This is a genomic window from Arthrobacter rhamnosi, from assembly GCF_054510975.1.
In genome coordinates, this window is record NZ_JBTNDN010000008.1 from 58,343 (window position 1) to 81,636 (window position 23,294).

Consider the following 23,294-nt stretch of genomic DNA (forward strand, 5'->3'; position numbering starts at 1 on the left):
TCATCGGTCGTGATGGTCAACGACACCGTGGATGCCTGCTGAAAAACGGCGAGCCGCCCACCGAGAGATGAGCGACCCGCCGTCGTACGTCGTAGAACTAGAACACGCGGATCGGGATCTCCGCCGGAGCCGTCAGCAGCGACTCGATTTCGTCGTCGAGCTTGACCAGCGTGATGGACGCGCCGGCCATGTCCAGGGAGGTGCAGTACTCCCCCACGTAGCTGCGGCCCACGCTGATGCCCTGCCCGGCGAGACGTTTGTGCGCCTGTCCGTACAGCAGGTACAGCTCGCTGATCGGGGTACCACCGAGGCCGTTGACCATGAGGGCGACCCGGTCGCCGTCGCCGAACGGCAGGTCCTTCACCACCGGACCGAGGAGCTCCTCGACGATCTCGTTGGCCGGCATCATCTTCGCCCGACGACGCCCGGGCTCGCCGTGGATGCCGACGCCCATCTCGATCTCGTCCTCGCCGAGCTCGAACAGCGGGCTGCCCTTCGCCGGCGGGGTACACGCGGTCAGCGCAACCCCCATGGTGCGGGTCACGGAATTCACCTTCTCGCCGATACGGATGACCTCGTCGAGGTCGGCCCCACGGTCGGCAGCCGCAGCCACGGCCTTGATGACGAAGAAGTTGCCGGCCACGCCACGGCGGCCGATCGTGTAGGTCGAGTCCTCCACGGAGACGTCGTCATTGATGAACAGCGTCTTCACCTCGATGCCCTCGGCCGAGGACATCTCCTGCGCCATCTCGAACACCATCTTGTCGCCCGTGTAGTTGTTGACCAGCAACAGCACGCCCTTGGGCGAGGCCATGAGCTTGGTCGTCTCGTACACGTAGTCGAACGGAGGCGCAGCGAAGACGTCACCCGGGCACGCGGCGTCGAGCATGCCCTTCCCCACGATCATGACGTGCGCCGGCTCGTGCCCCGACCCGGAGCCCTGCACGATCGACACCTTGTTCTGGTCCGGACCGTCGGCGCGCATGATCAGGTTGTACTCCGGCACGTACTTCAGCGTGTCCGGGTTCGCGAGCGCCAGGCCTTCGAGCATCTCCGGGACGAACTGCTGCGGATCATTGACGAACTTCTTCATGAGGGCTCCACGTCGTTGTGAGTAGGGATGAGTTGGGCTAGCAGTACGTTCAGGGCCAGTCGGCGACGATGCGCTCCGCGATGATCGCGACCGCCACCGCCCCGGCGTCCGGGGAACCGATGCTGCGTTCCCCGCTGTAGCTGGCGCGGCCGCGTCGAGCCTCGAGGATCGACGTCGCATCCGCGCACTCGCGGACCTTCGCCGCGAAGGCCGCACGGCACTCCTCGGGCGATGCGCCCGCCGCCAGCTGCCGTTCGAGCTCGTCGGTCGCCGGGATCAGGGCATCGAGAAGGGTCTTGTCACCGAGGTCCGCATTGCCGCGGGCTTTGATGCCGTCGGTGGCTCCACGCAGCATGGCGACGACGGCAGTGCCGTCGATCGTGTCCGTCGTCTTCGCTGCCGCAGAGGCCCGCAGGAACGCCGTCCCCCACAGCGGCCCGGACGTCCCGCCGATCCTGCTGGAGATGGCGAGCGCGATCTGCTGCAGGAAGGTGGCGACGTCGTCCCGCTTGAACGAGTCCCAGTCCGCCAGGACCTTCTCGAAGCCACGGGCGAGGGAGTAGCCGAGGTCGCCGTCGCCCACGACGGCGTCGAGGTCACCGAACTCCTTCTCCTTATCGACGGCGGTCTGCGCCAGGGAGTGGACGACGTACTCGACGTCGGCGAGGTCGGTGGCGCTCATGGGTTCTCCGTTTCGGTGGTCGCGGAATTGGGGGCGGGTGTGGACAGCAGTTTCTGCAGGGTTGCGAGGGTGACGATGCCGGACGGGCCAGCGCCGTACGGGTCGGCGAGGACCTCCGCCTGCTCTCCGTCGGGATCCCCGAGGGAGCTGACTACGAGGGACGCCCCCTTGAAGTCCTCCTCGCGGGTGAAGCCACTGACGGTCACCACAGTGCGCAGTCCGGCCCCGACCGCGGCCCGGAGCCCGTTGCCGCTGTCCTCGACGACGATCGCGTCATCCGCCGACACCCCAAGCTCGGACAGTGCCAGCAGGTAGATGTCCGGCGCCGGCTTCTTGGCGGGCACCACGTCACCGGCGAAGACGGAGAAGTGCGCGGCCAGATCATCCCCGACGGCGTGCGTCAGGACGGCGCGGACCGCGGGCTCCGCAGAGGTGGAGGCAACGGCGAGCGTCCACCCGGCGTCGTGCGCTTCCTGCACAATGCGCGCGATGCCCGGCCGCGCCGGCATGACGCCGCTCTCGACGAGTCCCTTGTAGACCTCGGTCTTCCGCTTGTGCCAGGAGAGGATCGCCGCATCGATGACGGCGCCGTCATTCAGACCCAGCTTTAGCGCTAGCGCCGGTGTGAGGATGCTGCGCATGCGCTCCTTGCCGCCGCCGATCTTCACCTTCTCGGCGTACTCCTCGACGCTCCACTGCACTGGAACACCGAAGTCTGTGAAGGTCTGGTTGAAGGCGGGGAGGTGGCCGTACTGTTCGGTGTCGGCGAGCACGCCGTCGCAGTCGAAGATCAGGGCCGGCATGGTCAGAGGCCGCCCTTGCCCGCGCTGCCGAACTGGGCGCAGAGGTCTGTGACCATCGCGACGACGTCGGCCCGCGTGTGCTTGAACAGCGATGGCGGATCCCACTTGCTGTTCTGTTCGGCCTGCTTGAGGAACGCCAGGCTGGACTGCATGTACGTCTCCTTGAGCGCCGTGGAGATGTTGACCTTCGCGCAGCCGCGGGCGATGAGGTCGGCGAACTGCTCGGCGCTGAGGCCGCTCCCTCCGTGGAGGGCGATGGGCACGTTGCGCGCTTCGACGATCTGCGTGACGCGTTCGACGTCGAGCACGGGTGCCGCCTTGTAGCTGCCGTGGGCGTTGCCGATCGAGGGGGCGAAGACGTCGATCCCGGTGGCGTCGATGAACGCGAGCGCCACCTCGAGGCTCTGCTGCTTGGAGACCTCGTCGGACCCGTGGTCGTCCTCGACGCCGGTGATGGCCTCGATCTCGCCCTCCACCTGGGCGCCGTAGCTGCGGGCCTCTTTGACGACGTCGACGGTCTGGCGCTGGTTCTCCTCGACCGGGAGGTTGGAGGCGTCGAAGAGCACCGAGTTCCAGCCGGCCTTGAGGCATTCGGTGACGACGTCGCGGTCCGGGCAGTGGTCGAGGTGCAGGGTGACGGGCACCTCGATGCCGCGTGTCATGGACTGCCACATGTCGAACAGCACGCGGGAGCCGATGCTGCGCACGGTCTTGACCGAGGTCTGCAGGATCACCGGCGAGTTCGCCTCGACGGCGCCGGCGAGCACGGCCTCCATGGTCAGGTCATTGAAGATGTTGATCGCGGGCACCCCGTAGCGGGCCTGGAATGCCGGATCAACGATGTCCTTCAGGGGTACAACTCCCACAACAATTCCTCCTGGATAGGCTCCTGCCCACGCTAGGCGGGCATCGGGCACACCGGAATGGGTGGTATCCCTCCCTCTCTCTGGGGGTAATCCCCACCTCGTCAGGCGCGGGCTTCGGTGGTTGAGTGGAGCGCGGCCGCTTCGGCCGCCGCTTCTTCTCCACTTCAACGACGAAGGACACCCCATGCCCCAGGGATCAGTGCTCGAGACCATCACCGCCGAGGAAGCCCGCCGTGTCATTGACGCCGCCGCGGCGAAGGCCACGGAGATCGGTCAGCCGATGGACATCGCCGTCGTGGACGCCGGCGGCAACCTGAAGGCGCACGTGCGGATGGACGGTGCGAACATCGGCAGCATCACCATCGCGATCAACAAGGCCTACACGTCCATCGCGTTCCAATGCGAGACCGGCGACCTGCAGGGTGTCACCCGGCAGGACGGCCCCATCTACGGGCTGAGTGACGCCCACGGCGGCCGGCTGGCAGTGTTCCCCGGCGGCATCCCGCTGGTGCGCGACGGCAGCATCATGGGGGCCATCGGCGTCTCCACCGGAACCATCGAGCAGGACCAGGAAGTTGCGACGGCGGGCGCGGCCGCCTACTGAGGCGCGTCCAGCTGCTAAGTCTGGTGCTGCAGGGTCAGCGCGCTAGGACCGGTCATCCTCACGCGACGTGCCGGACTCGGAGATCCGCTTGATGGCGGCGAGCGTCTTCGGGATGCCCTCGAGCGCCTGCCGGGTCCGATCGATGATCTGCGCGGGCGCATCATCCCCGAACTTCTCCTCGAACATGGCGATGCCGCCCGGCAGGAAATCCCAGGATTCGGTCAGGGTGGTCCCGGTGCCAGCCGGCGTCAGCGTGTAGCCCCAGCGGACTCGATCGCCGCCGACCACCCAGGCGAACTCACGGCCGCGTTCTGCGGCGACGACCTGTGACCGCGTCTCCCAGGTACGGTGCGGAAGCTCATTGCGCCCTGTGAACCAGGCACCGACCTCGCCTGCGTCGGCGTCGTCCTCCCACCAGCACCGCGTACACACCGGACTCCACTCACCGGTGCGGGTGATGTCGGAGACCAGGTCGTAGATGCTGTCCGCCCATGCCTGGATGGTGACGGACTCCTGGTGGTGGCGGATCTCTGTCTGGCTCATGCGCCCATTCTCACAGAAGATTCCCCTCGTCCTGCGGGGATCGGCTGGAGCTATTCGTACCCGCATAGACTGGGTCCTCGCGCTGGCTACGGAAGGCCCCCACATGTTGAGTACCGAACGAACCGGCACCGGAAAGCCACTCGTCCTCGTGCATGGCCTCGGCTCGAGCGTCCGCACCTGGGATCCCGTCCTCCCCTTGCTGCAGGAACAGCGCGAGGTCATCGCCGTCGACCTCCCCGGGTTCGGCAGCAGCGAGCCGCTCGCGGGTGAGGTGACCATCGCGACGCTCACGGACGCCGTCGAGCAGTTCCTCGAGCAGGAGAACCTGCGCGACGCGGATATCGTCGGAAGCTCGATGGGTGCGCGGATCGTGGTGGAACTGGCGCGGCGGGGTCACGCCGGCAACGTCGTCGCCCTCGATCCCGGTGGATTCTGGAACGACACCCAGGTGCGCATCTTCAACGGCAGCATCACGGCGTCCATCGCCCTGGTACGGCGCCTCCAGCCCGTCCTGCCGTCACTTGTCCAGCAGGCTGCGGGCCGGACGGCGCTGCTCGCCCAGTTCTCCGTGGCCCCCTGGAAGCTCGACCCGGACCTCGTCCTGACGGAGCTCCGCGGGTTCGCCACCTCGCCCAGTCTCGACGAAGCGCGTAAGTCGCTCGCGCACGGACCGCGCCAGGCAGGCGCGCCACAGGGGACGATCAAGGGCACGCTGGCGTTCGGCTGGGGCCGGTCGGACAGGGTCACCCCGCTCAGTGAGGCCGCCGTCGCCATGTCCCTCTATCCGGACGCCACCCTGCACGTCTTCGAGGACTGCGGGCACTTCCCGCACTGGGACCAGCCGCAGGAGACAGCCCGGTTCATCCTCGACGCCACCGCCGCTGGGTCTTGATAACGATCCTCGGAGCCGCATACCTGGCGAGAGTGCAGGTGGTGTCTCGGTACGCAGGCCTCTGCCGGCGTCGCCGCCTATCTGGGGTTCGCAATTGCCTGACCCTGGTGCTGCAGGCCCACCAGCATGGTGCGGTTACGGGCTCCGGTCTTCCGCAGCATGGCGCTCACGTGCTTCTCGACCGTCTTCACCGAGATGGCGAGCCGCGTGGCGATCTGCTTGTCCGCCAGCCCCTCAGCCAGGAGGTCCCTTACCTCGAGTTCGCGGGCCGTCAGTGATATCGCCTCGCCTGTGTCCGCCGCGCGACTCTCCGTGAGCCGCGTGAACACTGCCCCATCCAGCAGGGCGTCGCCGCGGGCGGCGGCGACGACGACGCGTGCCACCTCCGCAGGCGTTGAGGACAACGAGAGGAAGCCCCGCACACCCGACGACGCCGCTGCCGCCAGCAGTTCGTCCGCGAAATGGTCGACGACGGCGACCACCGGCCGCTCGACGGTGTCCGCGTCTGCCACGCGAGATTCGGCATAAAGGGACAGCAGGTGCTCGTCGAGGACGATCATGTCCGGCTGCAAGAGGGACACCGACTCCGTGAGGTCCTCGAGCGTCCCGAACTCGCCGAGTACCTGCACCGACGGCTCGGACGTCTCGAGCAGTCGGACGAGTCCGGCCCGGAGGAGGGGCTGGGTGCAGGCGACGAGGACCTTCCACCGTTCACGGGAGGAGTCGCCGTTCGAGGAGTAGGGCACCTGCGCTCGGACGCTCGTCCCCCAGCCCAGCGTCGACTCCACGTGCAGTTCGCCCCGCAGGTAGTGGGCCCGGGCTGCCATGCCGTGCAGGCCGAGCCGACTGCCCTTCAGGTCCGTGCTCTCCCGGCCCTCGAACCCACAGCCGTTGTCCTCAACGACAGCCGTGATGCCGCTGGTGTCGTAGAAGATGCCCACCCGGCACGCGGTGGCGCAGGCATGCGCTACCGCGTTGGCCACGGCCTCCTGGATGATCATGAAGAGCTGATGGGCGACGACGGGCGCCAGTTCGTGAGGATGCCCGGTCACGAGGAGCGTCAGGTCGATGGGATAACTGCTGCCGACACGGTCGAGTTCCTGGCGCACGGCTTCCTCAAGGGTGCTGCCGGCAAGGCTCGACGGCGCGAGGCCAAGCACGGTGCGTCGGGTCTCGAAAAGCGCTTCGTGGGCGAGCACTCGGGCGGAGTCGATGTGCTGGATGGAGGGTGACCCACCCGGCGTCACCCTGTCCGCGCGGTCGAGGTGCAGCAGGAGCGATCCGAGGGATCGGGCGATGGTCTCATGGACGTCCTGTACGGCCCGTTCGCGTTCACCGGCGACAGCGGCCTCGCGCGCCTTTGCCGCGGCGGCCTGATGGAGCCGCGAGTTCATGATGGCGATGGCGGCATGGTTGGCGAAGAGCTCCACGAGGGATGCGTCTGCTGCGGTGAAGACGCGGCCAGGCCCGTTGCTAAAGATGGCGAACGTGCCGATGATGGCGCCGTCCCACGCTACGGGCACTCCGATGACGGCGCTCCCCCACCGCGGGTCGGTGGGGTCAATGTGGCCGCTGGGCACGGACGCATAGCGGTCGAGGATGACCGTTCCCCGGGTGGCAACGATCTGGCCGGTCAGACCCTCCGTCAGTGGGAAGGTCTGACCCTGGTGGCAGCCGACGCCCTGGTCCACTTCCTTGCGGTAGTACCCCTCGGCCTCGTGGACTATCGAGATGGAGCCGCTCTCGCAGTCGAGGAGTGCGACGGCGTGGCCGAGCACGCGCTCGAGGAGCGGTACCAGTTCGAACTGACCGGCGAGGTCGCCGGCGAGTTCCGTGATGCGGTCGAGCTCCGAGAGTGGGGTCTCACTCGGGCGATTCTGGCTCTGGTTCGGCGTGGGAAGCTGCGGCATGTACGGCACCTGTCTCCTGCAACCCGGCGCGACGCTGCGCACGGGCTTTCAGGATAGCGGGCCCCGCTAGAACTCAATGGGTCTCATCAGCGTCTCGTACTGCTGCAAATCAGCAATGAGGCAAATTGCTTGTTGAATGCAGCTGGCTTCACATCGGTGGTTCTCGGGGCTCCGATCGCAATTTGCCGCGCTTCCCTGAAGAAGCGCTGATTACCGCACTCTTCTATTCCACAGCTCAAGTGTCGTTCCATGGCGCATGCGGCAATCAAGGAATCTGTGTTGCAGCCACCGCGGCATCAACCTCGAGGCGGTGGTTCTTCGATTGCCGCCCTTCCTGCCACAGGATGATGTCCATGACGCGCAAAAGGGAGGGCTCGTAGCCGAGATCGAGGACTCCCGAGTCCCGGCGGATCTTACTCAGTCGCTCTGGGAGACCGGTGCTATCCGTCAATGCTTGGTGCCAGCCGCTCCAGTAATGCCCTCGACCGACGAGATCAGTGATGATCGTGTCCACTATGGGAATCAGGTGAGGGCGCTTCCGTGCCATGATCTTGCTCGCCGTCGTCGGCCCGATTTTCCACTTCTGGCCACCCCGCCGAGTGATGACATCCCACAACTCCTGCGCCGGGCTCTTCATCCCGAGGTGTTTCTCGTAGCCCACGGCGTCAAGATCACACATCCGCACATCAGCTGGAATCAGGGATAGGAGGCGGTCGACGTTCTCCTTCTCACCTCGCATGAGGCCGATCGCAGCCATAGGCGGGACCTCGACGCTAAGAAAAGAAACGGCGACGCAGTCGTCGCCGGTCAGCTCATTCACCACGTCGGGCCGATCGCCGCCGCCAGCCCACTGGTCGAAACTGGCGCCAGACCTCGGTGCTCCGTGACGGAAGTCCTGCACGTAGTATTCCCGGACGTGTGCTGTGGATTTTTCGATGTCCTGCAGAATTTGGTGCAACATGATCTCCCCCTCGAATCAAGGACGCGCATTCGCCCTCCGTCACGATAGCTGACCGTCCGTCCGATGACGGCCTATCGCCGAGCCGATGGGGCCCAGGCACCCGCCTCAATTAGCCTCCTTGTCGCTCCAAGCAGGGGCAATACCAAGTACAGCCTCCCCTTGTACGCGCTATTGAGGAGGTGACTGATGTGGGTCAAACGTTTGAAACCCCCTCGTCATGCGGCTTCCTTCGGAGTGCGGACAGGAAGGATTGAGCAGGCTACGTCTAAGAATGAGGACGCGCGGTCCGGCTCTGCTCTTACTCAATCGGAAGAGGAAGCCTGAGCACCCCGGACGCACTCGGCGATTTTGTCGACGATCATTGATGGATCATCGTGCTCCCAAAATCGCAGTACAGTCCATCCGCTTTCACCCAGCAATTTCGTGACCTTGCCATCACGTCGACGATTCTGCTCGAGCTTCGGTATCCAGTAATCTGCGTTCGTGGTTGGAGTGGTCCCATGGGATGGGCACCCGTGCCAGAAGCAGCCGTCGAGGTAGACAGCTATTTGAACACGCGTGAAGACGATGTCAGCACGTGAACGGAGTCCTTTGAGTGGTGCGTAATCTACCCGGTATCTAAATCCTCGACGATGTAGCGCGCGACGCACTACAAGCTCAAGGGATGTATCCCGACCGCGATTCGCTCGCATGGAGCGAGCGACGCCGGGAGAACTCGCCCAAGACTCGCCGCGCTCCATGCTCCGACCATACGCTGGCCCTTGGCGGCAGCTCTCCCTGTCTGGATGACACCGGTTCCGCCGGACAGCCAAAACTATGTGGCGTACGTGCCCCACTCCATTTCACTACTTACGACCAGCAGGCGAGATACCGATGGAGTGCTAGCGGTAGGAACGAGATGCTCACTGATAGCAGGTACCTCCGCCTCGGACGCGAGGGCGGGCAATACTGTTGTTCAAGAAGCCGGAAACCTCGATCATCGCTCTCACCACCACGGAGGCGTCCGCCTCACAACCGCCGGCTTCTGCGAACTCTTCGAGCAGAGCGTCGGCCACCCTTCGACCAACACGGTGACCGCGTTCGGTCTCGGTGATGGAATACGAATACCGGTGATCCGTGCGGTCGAGTTGCACTTCTACCCGCCACGATCCCAGAGGGCTACTGACCTCCAGCCCGACCGGAGCATCCTGCATGTGCAGATGGACCTCCACAGCACTGAACTGGGTGTCCCGATTGCTTCGAAGTTGCGTAACCTCGTTCCATGCCTCAGCCAGAATTTGATCTCGCCGCATCTGGCAGAGAACGTCCCATATCTGTTGTGCCTCCAGCGGCTCCCCATCCGTCTCAACGCCCGCATGCTTACTAGGAGAGGCACTTGACGACCTGTTGGAGTACAGCTGAAACGATGTCTCAGATAGTTCGAGGTCGTAGACCTCATCGTCCAAGCAATGCAGTTCGCCGATGAGATGACGACCGAGGTAGAGGTACTCCTTCTGCAACTCACCTGAGATTCCAGAATCGATCAGCAAGCCGATGAGCAGATCATAAATTCGCTGCTCCTCGTCGTCGAGGAAACTCTGCCAGTCTGCAATCACGATCTCGCTTGCGTCGGAAATCAGCGAGGAACGCTGGCTTTCCATTATCAAGGCAGCCGGTTCCCGTGGAACATATACGCCCCACTTTGCGGTGCCGGCAGCAGGAGCAAGGAAAATAGGTCTCACGGCTAGGAGTGTATCCTCCTCCTTGGCACCTCCTGGAAGTAAGAGGTGAGCCGACGGCCTGTCCCCTTAGCCGAGTGCACCTGCTGGAAAGATTGCCGGGCATTCAAGGTGGAAGTCGCATCCACGGCCACTCATCGACACCTGCACGTGAAGACCCCGCATCGCTCCACACGGCCCCACTGGGAGGTAGTGTTGCATGGCCATGACTGCACCTGGACAAGCACCCTTCGAACGCGCGCCTCAACCCGACTCGATCACCATGCTGGACCTGTTCGCGGGTGCCGGCGGGCTCACTCATGGCTTCTATGCAGCTTCACCGAGGTTCGTGACAACGCGGGCAGTAGAGTTCGAACCCGCTGCCGCCGCCTCCTACAGCCAGACCTTCGGTGACAAAGTCTATGCTGGTCCGATTCAGCAGTGGTTGCAGGACGAAGTCACCCCTCGGGTCGATGTAGTCGTAGGCGGTCCTCCTTGCCAAGGCTTCTCCCTACTCGGCAAGCGGGACAGCAGCGACCTTCGCAATGCCTTGTGGGAGGAGTATGCCGAGACTCTTCGCCGTGCGCGGCCTAGATACTTCGTCGTGGAGAACGTGGCAGCTTTCGGGAAATCCGCGCAGCTCGAGGCCTTCTCCCAGGCTGCACGGGAAGGAGGAGAACTGGAAGAGTTCAGGTTCTCCTGGCACGTCCTCAACGCGGCCGACTTCGGTGCCCCACAAGCTCGAAAACGAGCGATTCTCATCGGACACCGTATCGACATGCCGAAGCCTTCGTTCCCCGTTCCTACCCATATCGGTCGGCACGTGTCAGTGCGGAAAGCTCTTGCAGGGATCCCCTTCGAAGTGGCAGGCACCGAACTACGTAAGGCATTCGTGACGACATCTACTCGCGTGATGCCGGGCCCCTACGAGACGACAGAGCTCCATCTAGGTCGTGACTATCGATCGATCTCATTGGAGCGGTTCGGTCACATACCTCTCGGCGGTAATCGTACCGACCTCCCTGAACACCTCCAGGCGACCTGTTGGGTCGGGCATACGACCGGATCGGGTGACGTCATGGGCCGATTGCACTGGGATCGTCCGTCGGTGACGATTCGGACAGAGTTCTTCAAGCCGGAGAAGGGACGATATCTACACCCGGAAGCGAACCGCGCGATCACTCACCTCGAGGCGGCGCGGTTGCAGGGATTCCCGGACGACCATCGCTGGGTAGGGTCGAAGACCGCCATCGCGAAACAGATCGGCAATGCGGTACCTGTCGCGCTAGGGAAGGCGATCGCGCTTCAAATCGCTCAACACCTCTAAGACACGGGCGAGTGAATCCCCCTCCCATGCAGTAGTTGTCGATGTGAAGCATATGATTATCGTCATACTTATGCGACGGCCCGCTGGAGGACCGTCGGAGGTGCACTTTTGTATGGGGAGAACCGATGAGGGTTCAAGAAGCATGGGCAGGGCTGAGTTCGCCCGTCAATCAGTTCGTCAGTGCCGAGACACAAAGCGCTCTCAACGCTTATAAGGCACGCCCCGACCTGATCCGGGAACACGCCAACATCGAAGCAGCGATCTCGCAGGGCGGCTATGGGCGTAAGCAGCTCAACGAGCTCATCCAGAACGCGGCTGACGCAATCAAAGAGCCTGGTGGACGAATCAAGGTCGTCCTGACCGATGACGCTCTGTATTGCGCGAACGAAGGTGAGCCTTTCACCGAAGCCGGCTTCAGGACCCTCATGTTGTCCCACTCGTCCGAGAAACGCGACGACGAGATCGGCCGTTTCGGTCTCGGATTCAAGTCGGTCATTCAGGTGACCACCGAGCCGAAGATCTTCAGTCGTAGTGGGTCGGTGTCTTGGAGCCAGGACCGGAGTCGCGATCTGCTCCAGGAGCTGTATCCCGGCCTGGAGTCCTACCCGATACTCCGTCTGGCGACGCCGGTGGACCCTTATGACGCAGCAGCAGAGGATGACGTCCTCGCCGAGCTTCTGCCATGGGCTTCTACCGTCGTGAAGCTTCCCCTACGGGGCAATGTCTCGTGGTTGTCCACAGAGATGAAGAACTTTCCTGCAGAATTTCTGCTGTTCTCCGACAAGATCAGATCCTTGGAGTTCGACGACCGCTTCGAGGGTTCCACGGTGCTGTGGACAGCTGATCGTCAAGGTAATCGGGTAACTCTCACCGACAGCACATCGAACAGCGACTGGTTGATCTTTAAGCAGCAGCACGAGGTCAGTACGCAAGCGGCTGTAGAGGCGGGAAGCATCGTCGCGCGAAAACAGATCGACGTGACCTGGGCCGTGCCTATCACCGGCAATCAACGCCGCAAGTTGGGCCGCTTCTGGAACTACTTCCCCACTCAGCACGAGACCTCCCTCCGAGGCCTCGTCAATGCTGCATTCAAGATGAACGAAGACCGACACAGCATCCTGGACACTCGATACAACCAGGAGATTCTCACTCGGACGCTTCCGAGGATGGTCGCTGGCGCGCTCAAGGATCTCAGCACGCCAGACGACCCGGCGCTGTTTTTCGACATCCTTCCGTCTCGTGAGAAGGAATCGTATTCCTGGGCGGACGCAGCAATCAACAAGCCGATCTACGCGATCCTGCCGTTCGTACCGAGCCTGCCGGACCGATCAGGCGCGTTGAGGGTGCCTAGCGAGGTCAAGGTGCAACCCGTACTCGAGGAAGCTACCAAGCTGACGTCCCTCTGGGACTCCTGGGTGCCGACAGACCGCCCCTGGCTCCACGCCAGCGCTCTTCGGGGGCGAGAGCCGCAGGTGATGCGCATCCTGAGGGAGGCAAACCTCAAGCGTGCTTCCGTCGAAGAGTGGCTTGAGGAAGTTGTCGCAGGTGGGGAGCTTCAGGACTACGAGAATGCGCTCCAGCTCGCTGCCATGATCGATAAGTCCTACAGCGACTACCAGCCGGCGATGCGGCGTAGTCGAATCGTCCTGATGTCCGATGGCGGTGTTCAGGCGCCGATCACGTCCAGGGTCTTCCTTCCAATGAAAGCCGACGACGAAGCAGACAATATCGTCTCGTATGACTTGATGCATCACGGTAACGCGAACACCTACCTACGTGCTCTGGACCTTCAAGCACAAGACGGCCGGGGCATCGTCAGCCGAGTGGCAAGCGACGTCGGCCAGGACTACACCAACCCCGAGTTGGCTCAGTCGCTGTGGAGACTCACTCGCTCGCTCGCAGTTCCAGAAAGCCTTGCGATCATCAATGAGCGAGTAGATGGCAAGAAGGTCCTCGTACGATGCCGGGACCGCCAATGGCGTCAGCTGGGTGACGTCTGGCTGGCCGGTGGTCTGATGCCTCAGTCCAATGTCGGGGACGAACACCTCTTGGTGGATGAGCAATTCCACGCTCATGACATCGCCCTCTTGCGGAACTTGGGCGCACGAGTATCGCTCAAAGAAGCGAAGATGGTCCGCGCCGGAGGCTCCTACGACCTGTGGAGAGCATGTGAGGCAAGCCGCCTGTCCGAGCAGTCGAAGAGCGGGCCCGACCGGGTGTCTGAGGCGGGGATTCGGTTCGGCCAGGCTCTGACGACGAGCGGCCTTCATCTTCTCACTCACGCGTCGGCCGCCACCCGCGCGAAGGTGACGCGGACGATCTTGAGTCGTGTGCAATACCCGGCAAAGGTCGAATTCAGTAGTGGCTTCCGCGCTGCAGAGACGATTGACGGGCCAGACCTCTGGTGGGTCAAGAACCACGGCGCCCTGGAGACGCCACTGGGCGTCATCGACATCAGACGGTGCGTGGGCGAGGTCCAAGGGATACCTACGGAGTACCTGCCCTTTCCAGGTGAGGAAGAAGCGAAGGCTTTGGCCCTTCCTACCGACCCTCGCCAGATTCAATGGGCGTTCATCCTCCCTCTGGCCGAGCAGCGTCTCTCGATGCTTCAGCTTCACGAGCTGTACGGAGCACTCGCTGCCCTCGACGTGCGTCCGCCAAAGGAGCTGTTGACGCCACTCAGCGGGGGGCGGAGCTCTCGGTACCTGGTTGTAGACACTGTTCTAGCTCCAAACGCCGAGTCCCGGGATTACCTCGAGACGGCGGGCGTTGCTGTCCTTTACACCGGTCGCGCGTACCTCGACGACGCTCTCACACAGAAATGGGGCATAAAACCTGTATCTGTCGAATTCCACACGTCAGCTCGTGCAATTCCCCTAGAGGGAGGCGAGCCGGAAACCATCAAATCGCGGTTCCCCTATTTGAAGAGGGCCGCGGGTGAAGTCGCTGTCCAGACACTGTGCGCCCCTTGTAGCTCGGTTGATGAAGTCCGGACGAACAGCTTCGACTCCCGTGAGGACGTCACGTCCAAAACCTTCTACCTGCAGGAAGGAATGCTCTACTACCGGGCGCCCCAGAGCGAACTGTCCCTTCTAACAACCATCCTCGGAGCCTTTGGCAGCAAGCGGACCGCGGCTCAGGTCATGCAAGCTATGCGGCAGCTCAAAAAGGACGCCGACGCTCAGGCGCGTATCGATAGGGTCAATGAACAGAAGACAGACGCGGGTAAAGTCGCTGAGCTCGTGGGACGTGACACTCTACTGAAGCTCATCCCGGACTCCGTGATGAAGATGTTGCGAGCGCGCGACCTGGAGCTCACAGACGAGCGACTCTTTGACATCGTCAGCAACCTCCATGGCAGCAGCCTTCTCAAGGTGCTCAAGCCAGCACTCTCCGAGGCGGGCATCGAGGCCCCCGACCAGTTCCGCGGAGGCCGTTCGGCTCAAGAATTCGTCAAAGAGCTCGGCTTTTCGCCGGCAATGGCGGGTGAGTCGATCAAGAAGAAGCCGGAGCGCGAGGAGTTCGTCGGGCCGGTGGGCTTGAACCCGCTCCATCAATACCAGGAAACCACCAGCCAAAAGATCGTCGACCTCTTGGCCGGGCGGACGAAGTACAGCCGCGGTCTCGTGCAATTGCCCACCGGCGCGGGTAAGACTCGTGTAGCCGTCGAATCGGTCATCCGAGATATCAAGGCCGCACCTAAAGAGGAGCACCGGCTCGTCATCTGGATCGCGCAGTCGGAAGAACTCTGTGAGCAAGCAATCGAGACATGGACGTACGTCTGGCAGGCCGTGGGTTCACCCGGGCAGCGTATGGCGGTGAGCAGGCTCTGGGGTGGCAATAAGGCCATACGTGAGGAGACCAAGCTGCACCTCGTCGTCGCGACGATCCAGACGCTTTCCAGCATTCACCAGTCTCGGCGTCAGATGTACGAGTGGATGTCCAACCCGGATCTGGTCATCATTGATGAGGCGCACGGAGCCACTGCGTCTTCTTACACTCCAGTCCTCTCGTGGTTCGGCCGTTCGTTCACCGAGAAGTCGAGGTCTTTGCTCGGACTCTCGGCGACTCCATACAGAGGGTCCAACGAGACGGAGACGGAGAGGCTCGTAGCGCGTTTCGGTAAGAACCTCATCGAGCCTGATGAGTTCACTGCAGAGGACGCTCACGAATACCTTCAGGGACTCAAAGTATTGGCGCGGGTGAATCACCAGGAGTTGGAGGGCATCGAGCTCAAGCTCAAGGACATGCGCTCAGCCACCGATGAAGACTCCCAGAGTGCCATGCTCGAAGCTCGAATCGACCTCCAGCAGGTAGCAGATAGCACGCGACGTAATGAGGCAATCCTGGACCACATCAAGTCCTCGAAGACGACGGGGCCGACACTCGTGTTCGCCGCTTCGGTCGAACACGCGGAGGCCCTGGCCGCAGTACTATCCGTCGAGGGTATCCCTGCAGCCGCGATCTCCGGCAAGACGGACCTAGGGCACCGACGCTCGATCATCGAGGACTTCCGTAAGCGCAGGATCCGAGTCCTCACGAACTTCGATGTGCTCACACAGGGATTCGATGCGCCCCAAGTTGATGCTGTGTATGTCTGCCGGCCTACTTTTTCTCCCAACAAGTACATTCAGATGATCGGTCGTGGTTTGCGCGGGCCTCTCAACGGTGGGAGCGAAGAGGTGCTCATCGTCAACGTGAAGGACAATCTGCAGCAGTACGGGCACAAACTCGCCTTCACGCAGTTGGACTACCTGTGGCGGAACGAGGCAATCGGTGCTCCTTGAGATCGACCTCGATGAGAGTCAGCAAGCGGTAACGGAGGCAGAACCGGACGCGAGGCTGTTCGTCACTGCCGCAGCGGGGCAAGGAAAGACCGAGGTGCTCCTCGCTCGGGTGAAGACACTGGTGGAAGACGGCCTCAACCCCGCGGACGAGATCCTGGTGCTGAGTTTCTCGCGAGCAGCTGTGGAGGCTGTCAGGAAGCGGGCTCGGGTTCATGACCTCGACGGACTCCAGATCCGTACTTTCGACTCCTTCGCGGCTCAGATCCTGATCGACATGGACGAGGAGACGCTGGGTGACAGCTTCGAAGCACGGATCAGGAAAGCCACGAAGCATGTGTCCGGCGAGGACACTCCTGAGCGGATCACTCAGCTGAAGCACATCCTGATCGACGAGGCTCAGGACCTCGTCGGTGACCGGGCGGAGCTGGTCCTGGCCCTACTCGCTGCGCTCGGTGATGATCTAGGCTTCACCGTGCTCGGTGATCCCCTGCAAGGCATCTACGACTTCCAACTGAAGGAGTCCACTTCGAGGATGACGTCTGGGGAGCTCATCGAGAAGTTGGTAACGGACTTCGGCGCAGAACATCAGGCGCTGTCCAAGCACTACAGGGCTGTCACCGACCGCACGAAGGAGCTCATCGTTGTCGGTGAGGAGATCCGGAGCCTCGGCGAGCTGAACGGCGCTGCGGTTCAAATGGCCCATGAGCTTCTCGATGGCTTCCGGAGGCAGGTGTCCAGCACTTCAGTGTTGAACGAATCCGGAGCTTTGAGCCCCAATGTTGGCGAGACGACGGCCCTTCTCTGCTCGACCAACTACGAGGTCCTTATCGCGAGCGAACTCCTTTGGCAGAACGGCTACCGGCATCTCGTCCGGCGTAAAGCCCAGGACATGAGTGTGGCGCCGTGGGTGCATGGAGTATTCAAGGACCTTGAAGATCGGACATACGATGCGGATGACATCAAGTCCCGGCTGACCGGCCTCTTCGGTGATTCCGCAGTTGACCTATGGCTCGCCCTCAAGACGGCTGAAGGGAACTTCGCGGCCTACGACTCCCTCAATGTCCCTCAGTTGAGTCGACGGCTTCACAGCAGGTCTGTACCACTGACATTGACAGTGGCAGACGCCGCCGACCTCATGGTCTCTACCGTCCATAGGGCGAAGGGCCTCGAATTCACCAACGTCCTGTACGTGCAGCCCGAGTTCGGGTCGCCGGCAGCTGAGGAGAATGAGGCCACACTGAAGCAGAAGTACGTGGCATTGAGCCGTGCGCGGGAGGAGATCATCTCTACCAAACTTCCGAAGAACCTCCGCAAGCACGCCGATGGGTCTACGGGACGCTGGCTCGAGAAAGGCTATGGAAAGCAGAATCGCCAGTACACAGCTCGAATGGAATTCATCAACTCGGACATCGATGACGTCTCGCCTTACTACCCCGCCGACGGTGATGCCCGGGCTGTCCAGGACAACCTCGTTCTGGAGGACCTCCTAGGTCAGGTCGTCTCCGGTTCGTTGGAATCCGAGCCGGAGCCGGGTGAAGTACCGCGATATGTGCTCACCACCGGCGACGGCGGAGTGATCGGGCGAACGAGTACGTCCTTTGCCTACGCGCTCAAGAACAGCTTCGGCTTCAGAAACAGCCGCAGCTATCAGTGGCCCGCAGGATTCACCGGTGCACGCGTCACGTCCATCGAGTGCGCTACCGGCCACCCGGAGGAGACGAAACTGACGGGGTTGGGCTCCTCAGGCATGTGGTTGGTCCCTCGACTGACCGGATTGATCAAGCGGACCACGAATCAGGAGCAATAAGTGTCGACACTGGATACCAAGTACGCCTTCCGGCGAGAGATGGTGGACCGCCTCGAGACAGACCTGTATGGTCCGGGTTCGCAGGATGAGCTCATCACTGAACGCCCACTGGAGCGTTACGTCACGGGCGTGCTGTGGCCTGCCCAGGATGACACCTACGTCGAGGCCCCGGACGAGCCCGAATCCGTATCCGCCGTGTCCGGCGAAGCTGCAGTCGACAGCCCTGTGGCGAATGCACGGCTGACCTACCCGAGCAGCGTGGGTATGACGGTCTCGGTAGATACGCGACTGGCGTCATCACTCCAGGTCTCACCGGTCGCAGCCCGTTACGCGCCGGTGCGGACCGATCGCCAGAGCGGGAGTAAGAGGCGTGACGTCTACGACTGGCAGCGACAGCCAGCCGATTTGGGTGCCATCGACATCGAGCTGGACGCGCCGGGCCCACAGCATCATCTGCTCGAAGGCGGTGCCCTCGAGCTCTATGCCCTGGTCCGCCCGACGGAGAACGGCATCGTGACGGTCACGGTCGTCCTTCGGAATACCCAACCGAAGCCCGGCGCCTCCGAGGACAAGGACGTCGCCTGCTGGTTCCAAGTCGGTCTCACCGTCTGCACGGAGGAGGCCGCTCTGGTTGATCGGTCCAAACTCCGCGTCGATCTGCCCGCGGATGAAGACCTCGCCTCCGCAGAACTGCTCTACCGGAACCACATGGTCTTCGGCGCCGGTCATGGCTGTGCGGTCGAAGTAGAAGACGACGACGTCGAGGGTCGGCGTTGCCGCCGAGTAGCGACGACCTTCGTCCCGCGACAGGCGGTCCACCGCTCGATGGCGGGCGGGAGCAAGACCGATCTGTCACTTTCACTCCTGAGCGCCGGGACGCGTGATGAAGTCCTCGCTCAACTGACCCGGTTGGCGACGGATTACTCGTCCTGGATAAAGGCCACCACGAACTCGATGTCCGCGAATGGCCCGTCCCATGTCCCGCAGCACCTTCGGGGCGTGGCTGATAAGCACATGGAGCATGCCGCTGAAGCGCACGGCCGAATCAGCGCGGGCATCAGCCTTCTGGCTCACGACGACGTCGCTTTCGAGGCCTTCCAACTCGCCAACAGGGCGATGCACATGCAGCGTGCCCGTCAGGACTGGGTCCGGAAGGGTGCACAGGGCGAGTTCGCACTCGGAGAGCAGTCCTGGCGTCCATTCCAGATCGCGTTCATTCTCATCAACCTTCCGTCTGTCACGGATGATCAGCACTCTGAGCGCGATATCGCCGACCTGCTGTGGTTCCCCACAGGCGGTGGTAAGACAGAGGCGTATCTCGGGTTGATCGCGTATCTCCTCCTACTTCGACGCTTGCGTGACAGCAGCGTCCGAGGCGTCGCGGTGATCATGCGGTACACCCTGCGGCTCCTGACGATCCAGCAGTTCGAGCGCGCCGCTATGCTCATCTGCTCTCTCGAGTCCGTCCGCCAGCAGGACGAGCGACGTCTCGGTAGGGAATCCTTCGGCATCGGGCTCTGGGTAGGAGGGGGCGCGACGCCCAACGATATCGGCACGGCCAAGACCAACCTCGCCAAGCTCAGGCGGAACGAAGACGTCGTCGAGGGGAATCCGCGCCAGATCGAAGCGTGCCCCTGGTGTGGGACCCGGCTCACCGTCGACGACTACCGGATCGTCAAGGTCCCGTTCGAGCGCATGATCGTGAGCTGCGCGGACGATCACTGCCAGTTCAGCGACGGCCTGCCGGTCCACATCATCGACACCGATGTCTACCGGGAGCGGCCTGAACTCGTCATCGGAACCGTCGACAAATTCGCGAGTATGGCCTGGCGGGGTGAGGTCTCCACGCTCTTCGGGCGGCATTCAGCGGCTGATTCCGGTCCCGATCTGATCATCCAGGATGAGCTGCACCTGATCTCCGGTCCACTGGGTTCCACTGTCGGCCTCTTCGAGACGGCAGTCGATCTCGCGGCAGGCGGTATTAATCGCCCAGGCGGTTCGGACGGGCGCAAACCGAAGATCATCGCCTCGACGGCAACCATCCGGCGAGCCGAGCGGCAGATCCGATCCGTGTTCAATCGACGATCGAAGCTGTTCCCGCCGCCCGGACTGGACCCCGATGACTCGTTCTTCGCCGAGAGGGCGCCGTCGGACCGATACGGGACTCGTCAGTACGTCGGCGTGCTCGCCTCCGGCACCAGTCATGCGACGTTGATGGTCCGGACCTACGCATCGCTGCTCCACTCGGCTACCGTCGTCGATGCCGCTGAACAATCGGACCGTGATCCCTACTGGACGCTCGTCGGGTACTTCAACAGCCTCCGCGTTCTGGGCTCGGCCTACCTCCAGGTATACGACGACGTCCGCGCCCGTCTGTCCCTGCTGGCACGACGCGAGGGACGCGATACGTCACGCAGCATTCAGCTCAGCGAGCTGACGAGTCGCGTCGAGAACCACAAGATCCCCGAGGCGTTGAAGTCGCTCGAGAAAAGCTTGATGGGCGAAACCAAACCTGAAGATGTCGTACTCGCTACCAACATGATCTCAGTGGGCCTCGACGTCGACCGGCTGGGCCTCATGGCTGTCATGGGTCAGCCTCAGTCCAGCGCCGAGTACATCCAGGCCACCAGCCGGGTCGGGCGGCAGCATCCGGGTCTCGTCGTGACGATCTTCAACGCGGCACGGACTCGCGACCGCTCGCACTACGAGTCCTTCAACGACTTCCACGGCGCCTTATACCGAGCGGTCGAAGCCACCAGCGCCACACCTTTCGCCGCCCGGTCTCGAGACCGTGGCCTTCACGCCACTCTCGTATCGGCTCTCCGAATGCTCGTTCCGGAACTCCGCGGGGAGGCCGGGCAGGTCCGGGTGGAGTCTCATCTGGTCGATCAGGTCATGGCCCTCATCGGAGACCGGGTGGAAGCCATCGATTCCGAGGAAGCCGCGGCGACACGGGAAGAACTCGAACGGCTGGTGAACATCTGGCGGAAGGCCGCCCTGGACGACGTCGACCTGCCGTACCAGGAGAAGCGGAGCAGTCCTCGTTCCCTGCTCATCGATTCGAGCAAGGCGCTCGAAGACCCGGACTTCGTCTACAGCACCAGTACCACGCCGTGGCCGACTCCGCGCAGCATGCGGGATGTAGACGCTGAGACCACCCTCCGGCCCGCACCTCTAAGGAAGGACGCCTCTCTTGGCTAGGAAGACTTACGCTGCACGTCGCAGCCAGCTGATCTCGACGTTCGGAGTCGGAAGTCTTTTCCCGGCCGAGAACAACAGCTTCATGATCACGAGCATCGATCAGTGGGACAAGAAGCATCTCAAGCCCGTCAGCGAACCTCGTCTGGCTCGCAGTCTCGGTGTATCCCAGCTGCTCTTGCCGCCGGCAGGCACACGGGGCAAGATCCCGGTGGTTCGTTTCCCGCAGATGCTCGTCTGTCCGAGCTGTAATCGGATCGGTACGGTCAAGCAGTTACAAGCCTCGTACGAGGATCCGAAGTGCGGCCTGTGCAAGTCGCTGGCGCCATTGACGCCGTCCCGTTTCGTCATCGCCTGCGAGGACGGCCACATCGATGATTTCCCCTACGGCTACTGGGTCCACGGCTATTCGCCGAATGACGACGCCGAGCACAAGCTGAGCCTCCTGTCAGAGGGCCGCACATCCTCGCTCGCCGATATGGTCGTCCGCTGCTCATGCGGGAAATCCCGGACCATGGCTGACGCATTCAACTCGATCGCGCTCAAGGAGATGAAATGCCAGGGTAATCGCCCCTGGCTCGGATGGGATTACCGGGAACGCGAGTGCGGGAAGCCACCGAAGACCGTCCAGCGTGGTGCTTCCAACGTCTGGTTCCCAATCGTCCGCTCTGCGATCTCCATTCCGCCCTACTCCGAGTTCCTCGCCAAGGTCGTCACGGCCAACGCATCGCAGCTCAGCAAGCCGCAGGCTCTCGAGCCTGCCTCCACCTGGGTGCTGGAAGGCATCGTGGAGAGCTTCGATGGACGCTTCTCCGTCGACGAGCTGCGTGCAGAGGTGAAGCGCCAGTTCCATGGCGGTAACGAGACGGAGCTGTCCGAGGAACAGCTCCGCGAGCAGGAGTTCATGGCGTTGATGAACGGCCGCCGCGACAGCCCTGATACGGACTTCGTCGCCGAGAAAGTCGCTGTCCCCGAGTCTCATTCGCATTGGATCAAAGCCACTCGAAAAGTCACACGTCTCCGAGAGGTTCGTGCACTCTACGGCTTCAGCCGGTTGCACCCACGCAGCGAGGACAATCCGGACGCGACGTCGTCTCCGCTCTTCCCGGACGACAACAAACAGAACTGGTTGCCTGCCATCGAGACCCTGGGCGAGGGTCTCTTCATCGCACTCGACCGACATCAGGTCGAGGAGTGGGCGAAGACGGATTTTGCAGCAGGGAGAGAGAGAACCCTCAGACTCAATGTGAAGCGAGCTGCCGAGCAACGCGGCCTCGAACCAGTGCCGGTGAACATCGCGGAGACATTGATCCACACGCTGTCTCACATCATCATCGATCAGCTCTCACTCGATGCGGGCTACCCGGCCTCCTCCATCCGTGAACGCCTGTACGTCGGCCGGGATCAGGTGGGCGTGCTGCTGTATACGGCTTCCTCAGACTCTGCCGGCAGCTTGGGCGGTATCGCCGCGCAGGCAGGCCCGGGCCGTCTCGGTGCTGCTCTCGACGAGGGCCTCTTCCGGACGTCGTGGTGTTCCGCAGATCCCGTGTGCATCGAGTCCCGGGGTTCTGGGACCGACGCACGAAACCTCGCCGCGTGCCACTGTTGTGTGTTGGTCCCCGAGACCAGTTGTGAGCTGTTCAATTCCAACCTCGACCGGGGAACGCTGTTCGGGGTGCACGGACAGATCGGGCTCGGCTTCAGGGATTGGGCGGAGTTGAATCCACTTCAGTCATCTGCCCACGCCGGCGCGCCTGCGACCGGTGAGGTCGACGAGGGGGTTCCCGAAAGCGTCCGCCAAAGCCCGTGGCTCACCATCTTCTCCGAGTCCGGCCCGTCGCTGCGTGAGCTCGTCTCGGAACTTGTGGAAGCCGAGGTGGAGCCGGGCGATTGGGGCTCCGACATCGGTCCGGACAATCAATGGCAGATCGATCTCTCCTGGCCGGGCGCACGAGTCGCAGTGCTTGAGGACAGGGACGAGACGCGCGACGACTGGCTGGCCGAGGAAGGCTGGACGATCTACCACACTGCTGATTTCGCTCCAGGTGACCTGGCTGACAAGCTGGCGGACAAAACCTACTAGGTCCCGTAAGGGGGGGGTCGGACCTCCGACCCCCCTTACCC

16 protein-coding genes are annotated in these 23,294 nt (G+C 62.8%); 7 read left to right on the top strand and 9 right to left on the bottom strand.

Going from position 1 to position 23,294, the window contains the following annotated elements:
• Nucleotides 1-97 precede the first annotated feature (97 nt).
• From dhaK to ACX80J_RS15995, 4 genes are read right to left on the bottom strand one after another with little or no spacing between them, the layout of a single operon-like run.
• Nucleotides 98-1,093, bottom strand: a complete 996-nt coding sequence (gene dhaK / locus ACX80J_RS15980) for a dihydroxyacetone kinase subunit DhaK (protein WP_459348459.1) — start codon at nt 1,091-1,093, stop codon at nt 98-100.
• 49 nt (nt 1,094-1,142) lie between these two features.
• Nucleotides 1,143-1,775, bottom strand: a complete 633-nt coding sequence (gene dhaL / locus ACX80J_RS15985; RefSeq protein WP_459348460.1) for a dihydroxyacetone kinase subunit DhaL — start codon at nt 1,773-1,775, stop codon at nt 1,143-1,145.
• Complete coding sequence (locus ACX80J_RS15990) at nt 1,772-2,578, bottom strand: HAD-IA family hydrolase (protein WP_459348461.1); 807 nt, start codon at nt 2,576-2,578, stop codon at nt 1,772-1,774. Before ACX80J_RS15990 ends, dhaL begins: the two co-directional genes overlap by 4 nt.
• Before the next feature lie 2 nt (nt 2,579-2,580).
• Nucleotides 2,581-3,444 (bottom strand): class II fructose-bisphosphate aldolase, encoded by an 864-nt coding sequence (locus ACX80J_RS15995; protein ID WP_459348462.1) that lies wholly within the window; start codon nt 3,442-3,444, stop codon nt 2,581-2,583.
• Between the two features lie 184 nt (nt 3,445-3,628).
• On the opposite strand from ACX80J_RS15995, the gene ACX80J_RS16000 reads away from it, so the two are divergent.
• Complete coding sequence (locus ACX80J_RS16000) at nt 3,629-4,048, top strand: GlcG/HbpS family heme-binding protein (protein WP_459348463.1); 420 nt, start codon at nt 3,629-3,631, stop codon at nt 4,046-4,048.
• A gap of 42 nt (nt 4,049-4,090) precedes the next feature.
• On the opposite strand, the gene ACX80J_RS16005 is transcribed toward ACX80J_RS16000, so the two are convergent.
• Nucleotides 4,091-4,591, bottom strand: coding sequence for an SRPBCC family protein (locus ACX80J_RS16005; protein ID WP_459348464.1), 501 nt, complete (start codon nt 4,589-4,591; stop codon nt 4,091-4,093).
• 103 nt (nt 4,592-4,694) lie between these two features.
• Between ACX80J_RS16005 and ACX80J_RS16010 the strand changes: the two genes are divergently transcribed.
• A complete protein-coding gene (locus ACX80J_RS16010) occupies nt 4,695-5,483 on the top strand; it encodes an alpha/beta fold hydrolase (RefSeq protein WP_459348465.1) in 789 nt (262 codons plus the stop codon).
• A 77-nt stretch (nt 5,484-5,560) separates the two neighbouring features.
• On the opposite strand, the gene ACX80J_RS16015 is transcribed toward ACX80J_RS16010, so the two are convergent.
• The 4 genes from ACX80J_RS16015 to ACX80J_RS16030 all read right to left on the bottom strand — a co-directional run bounded on the left by ACX80J_RS16015 (nt 5,561) and on the right by ACX80J_RS16030 (nt 10,075).
• A complete protein-coding gene (locus ACX80J_RS16015) occupies nt 5,561-7,393 on the bottom strand; it encodes a hybrid sensor histidine kinase/response regulator transcription factor (protein ID WP_459348466.1) in 1,833 nt (610 codons plus the stop codon).
• 265 nt (nt 7,394-7,658) lie between these two features.
• Nucleotides 7,659-8,354: a DUF6308 family protein gene (locus tag ACX80J_RS16020; RefSeq protein WP_459348467.1), complete on the bottom strand. Its 696-nt coding sequence runs from the start codon at nt 8,352-8,354 to the stop codon at nt 7,659-7,661.
• Nucleotides 8,355-8,656: 302 nt separating this feature from the next.
• Nucleotides 8,657-9,094: a very short patch repair endonuclease gene (locus ACX80J_RS16025; RefSeq protein ID WP_459348468.1), complete on the bottom strand. Its 438-nt coding sequence runs from the start codon at nt 9,092-9,094 to the stop codon at nt 8,657-8,659.
• 162 nt (nt 9,095-9,256) lie between these two features.
• Nucleotides 9,257-10,075, bottom strand: coding sequence for a hypothetical protein (locus tag ACX80J_RS16030; protein ID WP_459348469.1), 819 nt, complete (start codon nt 10,073-10,075; stop codon nt 9,257-9,259).
• Between the two features lie 196 nt (nt 10,076-10,271).
• Here ACX80J_RS16030 and ACX80J_RS16035 point away from each other — a divergent pair, with 196 nt between their 5' ends.
• The 5 genes from ACX80J_RS16035 to drmB all read left to right on the top strand — a co-directional run bounded on the left by ACX80J_RS16035 (nt 10,272) and on the right by drmB (nt 23,253).
• Complete coding sequence (locus tag ACX80J_RS16035; protein ID WP_459348470.1) at nt 10,272-11,378, top strand: DNA cytosine methyltransferase; 1,107 nt, start codon at nt 10,272-10,274, stop codon at nt 11,376-11,378.
• A gap of 125 nt (nt 11,379-11,503) precedes the next feature.
• The gene (locus tag ACX80J_RS16040) at nt 11,504-16,165 is read left to right on the top strand and encodes a DEAD/DEAH box helicase (RefSeq protein ID WP_459348471.1); all 4,662 of its coding nucleotides are present in this window, start codon (nt 11,504-11,506) and stop codon (nt 16,163-16,165) included.
• Nucleotides 16,155-17,972, top strand: a complete 1,818-nt coding sequence (locus tag ACX80J_RS16045) for a UvrD-helicase domain-containing protein (protein WP_459348472.1) — start codon at nt 16,155-16,157, stop codon at nt 17,970-17,972. The genes ACX80J_RS16040 and ACX80J_RS16045 overlap by 11 nt, the downstream gene beginning before the upstream one ends.
• Nucleotides 17,973-21,173, top strand: a complete 3,201-nt coding sequence (locus ACX80J_RS16050) for a helicase-related protein (protein WP_459348473.1) — start codon at nt 17,973-17,975, stop codon at nt 21,171-21,173. It begins immediately after the preceding gene.
• The gene (gene drmB, locus ACX80J_RS16055; RefSeq protein WP_459348474.1) at nt 21,166-23,253 is read left to right on the top strand and encodes a DrmB family protein; all 2,088 of its coding nucleotides are present in this window, start codon (nt 21,166-21,168) and stop codon (nt 23,251-23,253) included. Before ACX80J_RS16050 ends, drmB begins: the two co-directional genes overlap by 8 nt.
• The last annotated feature ends 41 nt before the right edge of the window (nt 23,254-23,294 follow it).

Bases quoted from the DNA above. Each gene is read 5' to 3' on its own strand.
- dhaK (WP_459348459.1), bottom strand. From the start codon at position 1,093: ATGAAGAAGTTCGTCAATGATCCGCAGCAGTTCGTCCCGGAGATGCTC.
- dhaL (WP_459348460.1), bottom strand. From the start codon at position 1,775: ATGAGCGCCACCGACCTCGCCGACGTCGAGTACGTCGTCCACTCCCTG.
- ACX80J_RS15990 (WP_459348461.1), bottom strand. From the start codon at position 2,578: ATGCCGGCCCTGATCTTCGACTGCGACGGCGTGCTCGCCGACACCGAA.
- ACX80J_RS16000 (WP_459348463.1), top strand. From the start codon at position 3,629: ATGCCCCAGGGATCAGTGCTCGAGACCATCACCGCCGAGGAAGCCCGC.
- ACX80J_RS16005 (WP_459348464.1), bottom strand. From the start codon at position 4,591: ATGAGCCAGACAGAGATCCGCCACCACCAGGAGTCCGTCACCATCCAG.
- ACX80J_RS16010 (WP_459348465.1), top strand. From the start codon at position 4,695: ATGTTGAGTACCGAACGAACCGGCACCGGAAAGCCACTCGTCCTCGTG.
- ACX80J_RS16015 (WP_459348466.1), bottom strand. From the start codon at position 7,393: ATGCCGCAGCTTCCCACGCCGAACCAGAGCCAGAATCGCCCGAGTGAG.
- ACX80J_RS16020 (WP_459348467.1), bottom strand. From the start codon at position 8,354: ATGTTGCACCAAATTCTGCAGGACATCGAAAAATCCACAGCACACGTC.
- ACX80J_RS16025 (WP_459348468.1), bottom strand. From the start codon at position 9,094: ATGGAGCGCGGCGAGTCTTGGGCGAGTTCTCCCGGCGTCGCTCGCTCC.
- ACX80J_RS16035 (WP_459348470.1), top strand. From the start codon at position 10,272: ATGGCCATGACTGCACCTGGACAAGCACCCTTCGAACGCGCGCCTCAA.
- ACX80J_RS16040 (WP_459348471.1), top strand. From the start codon at position 11,504: ATGAGGGTTCAAGAAGCATGGGCAGGGCTGAGTTCGCCCGTCAATCAG.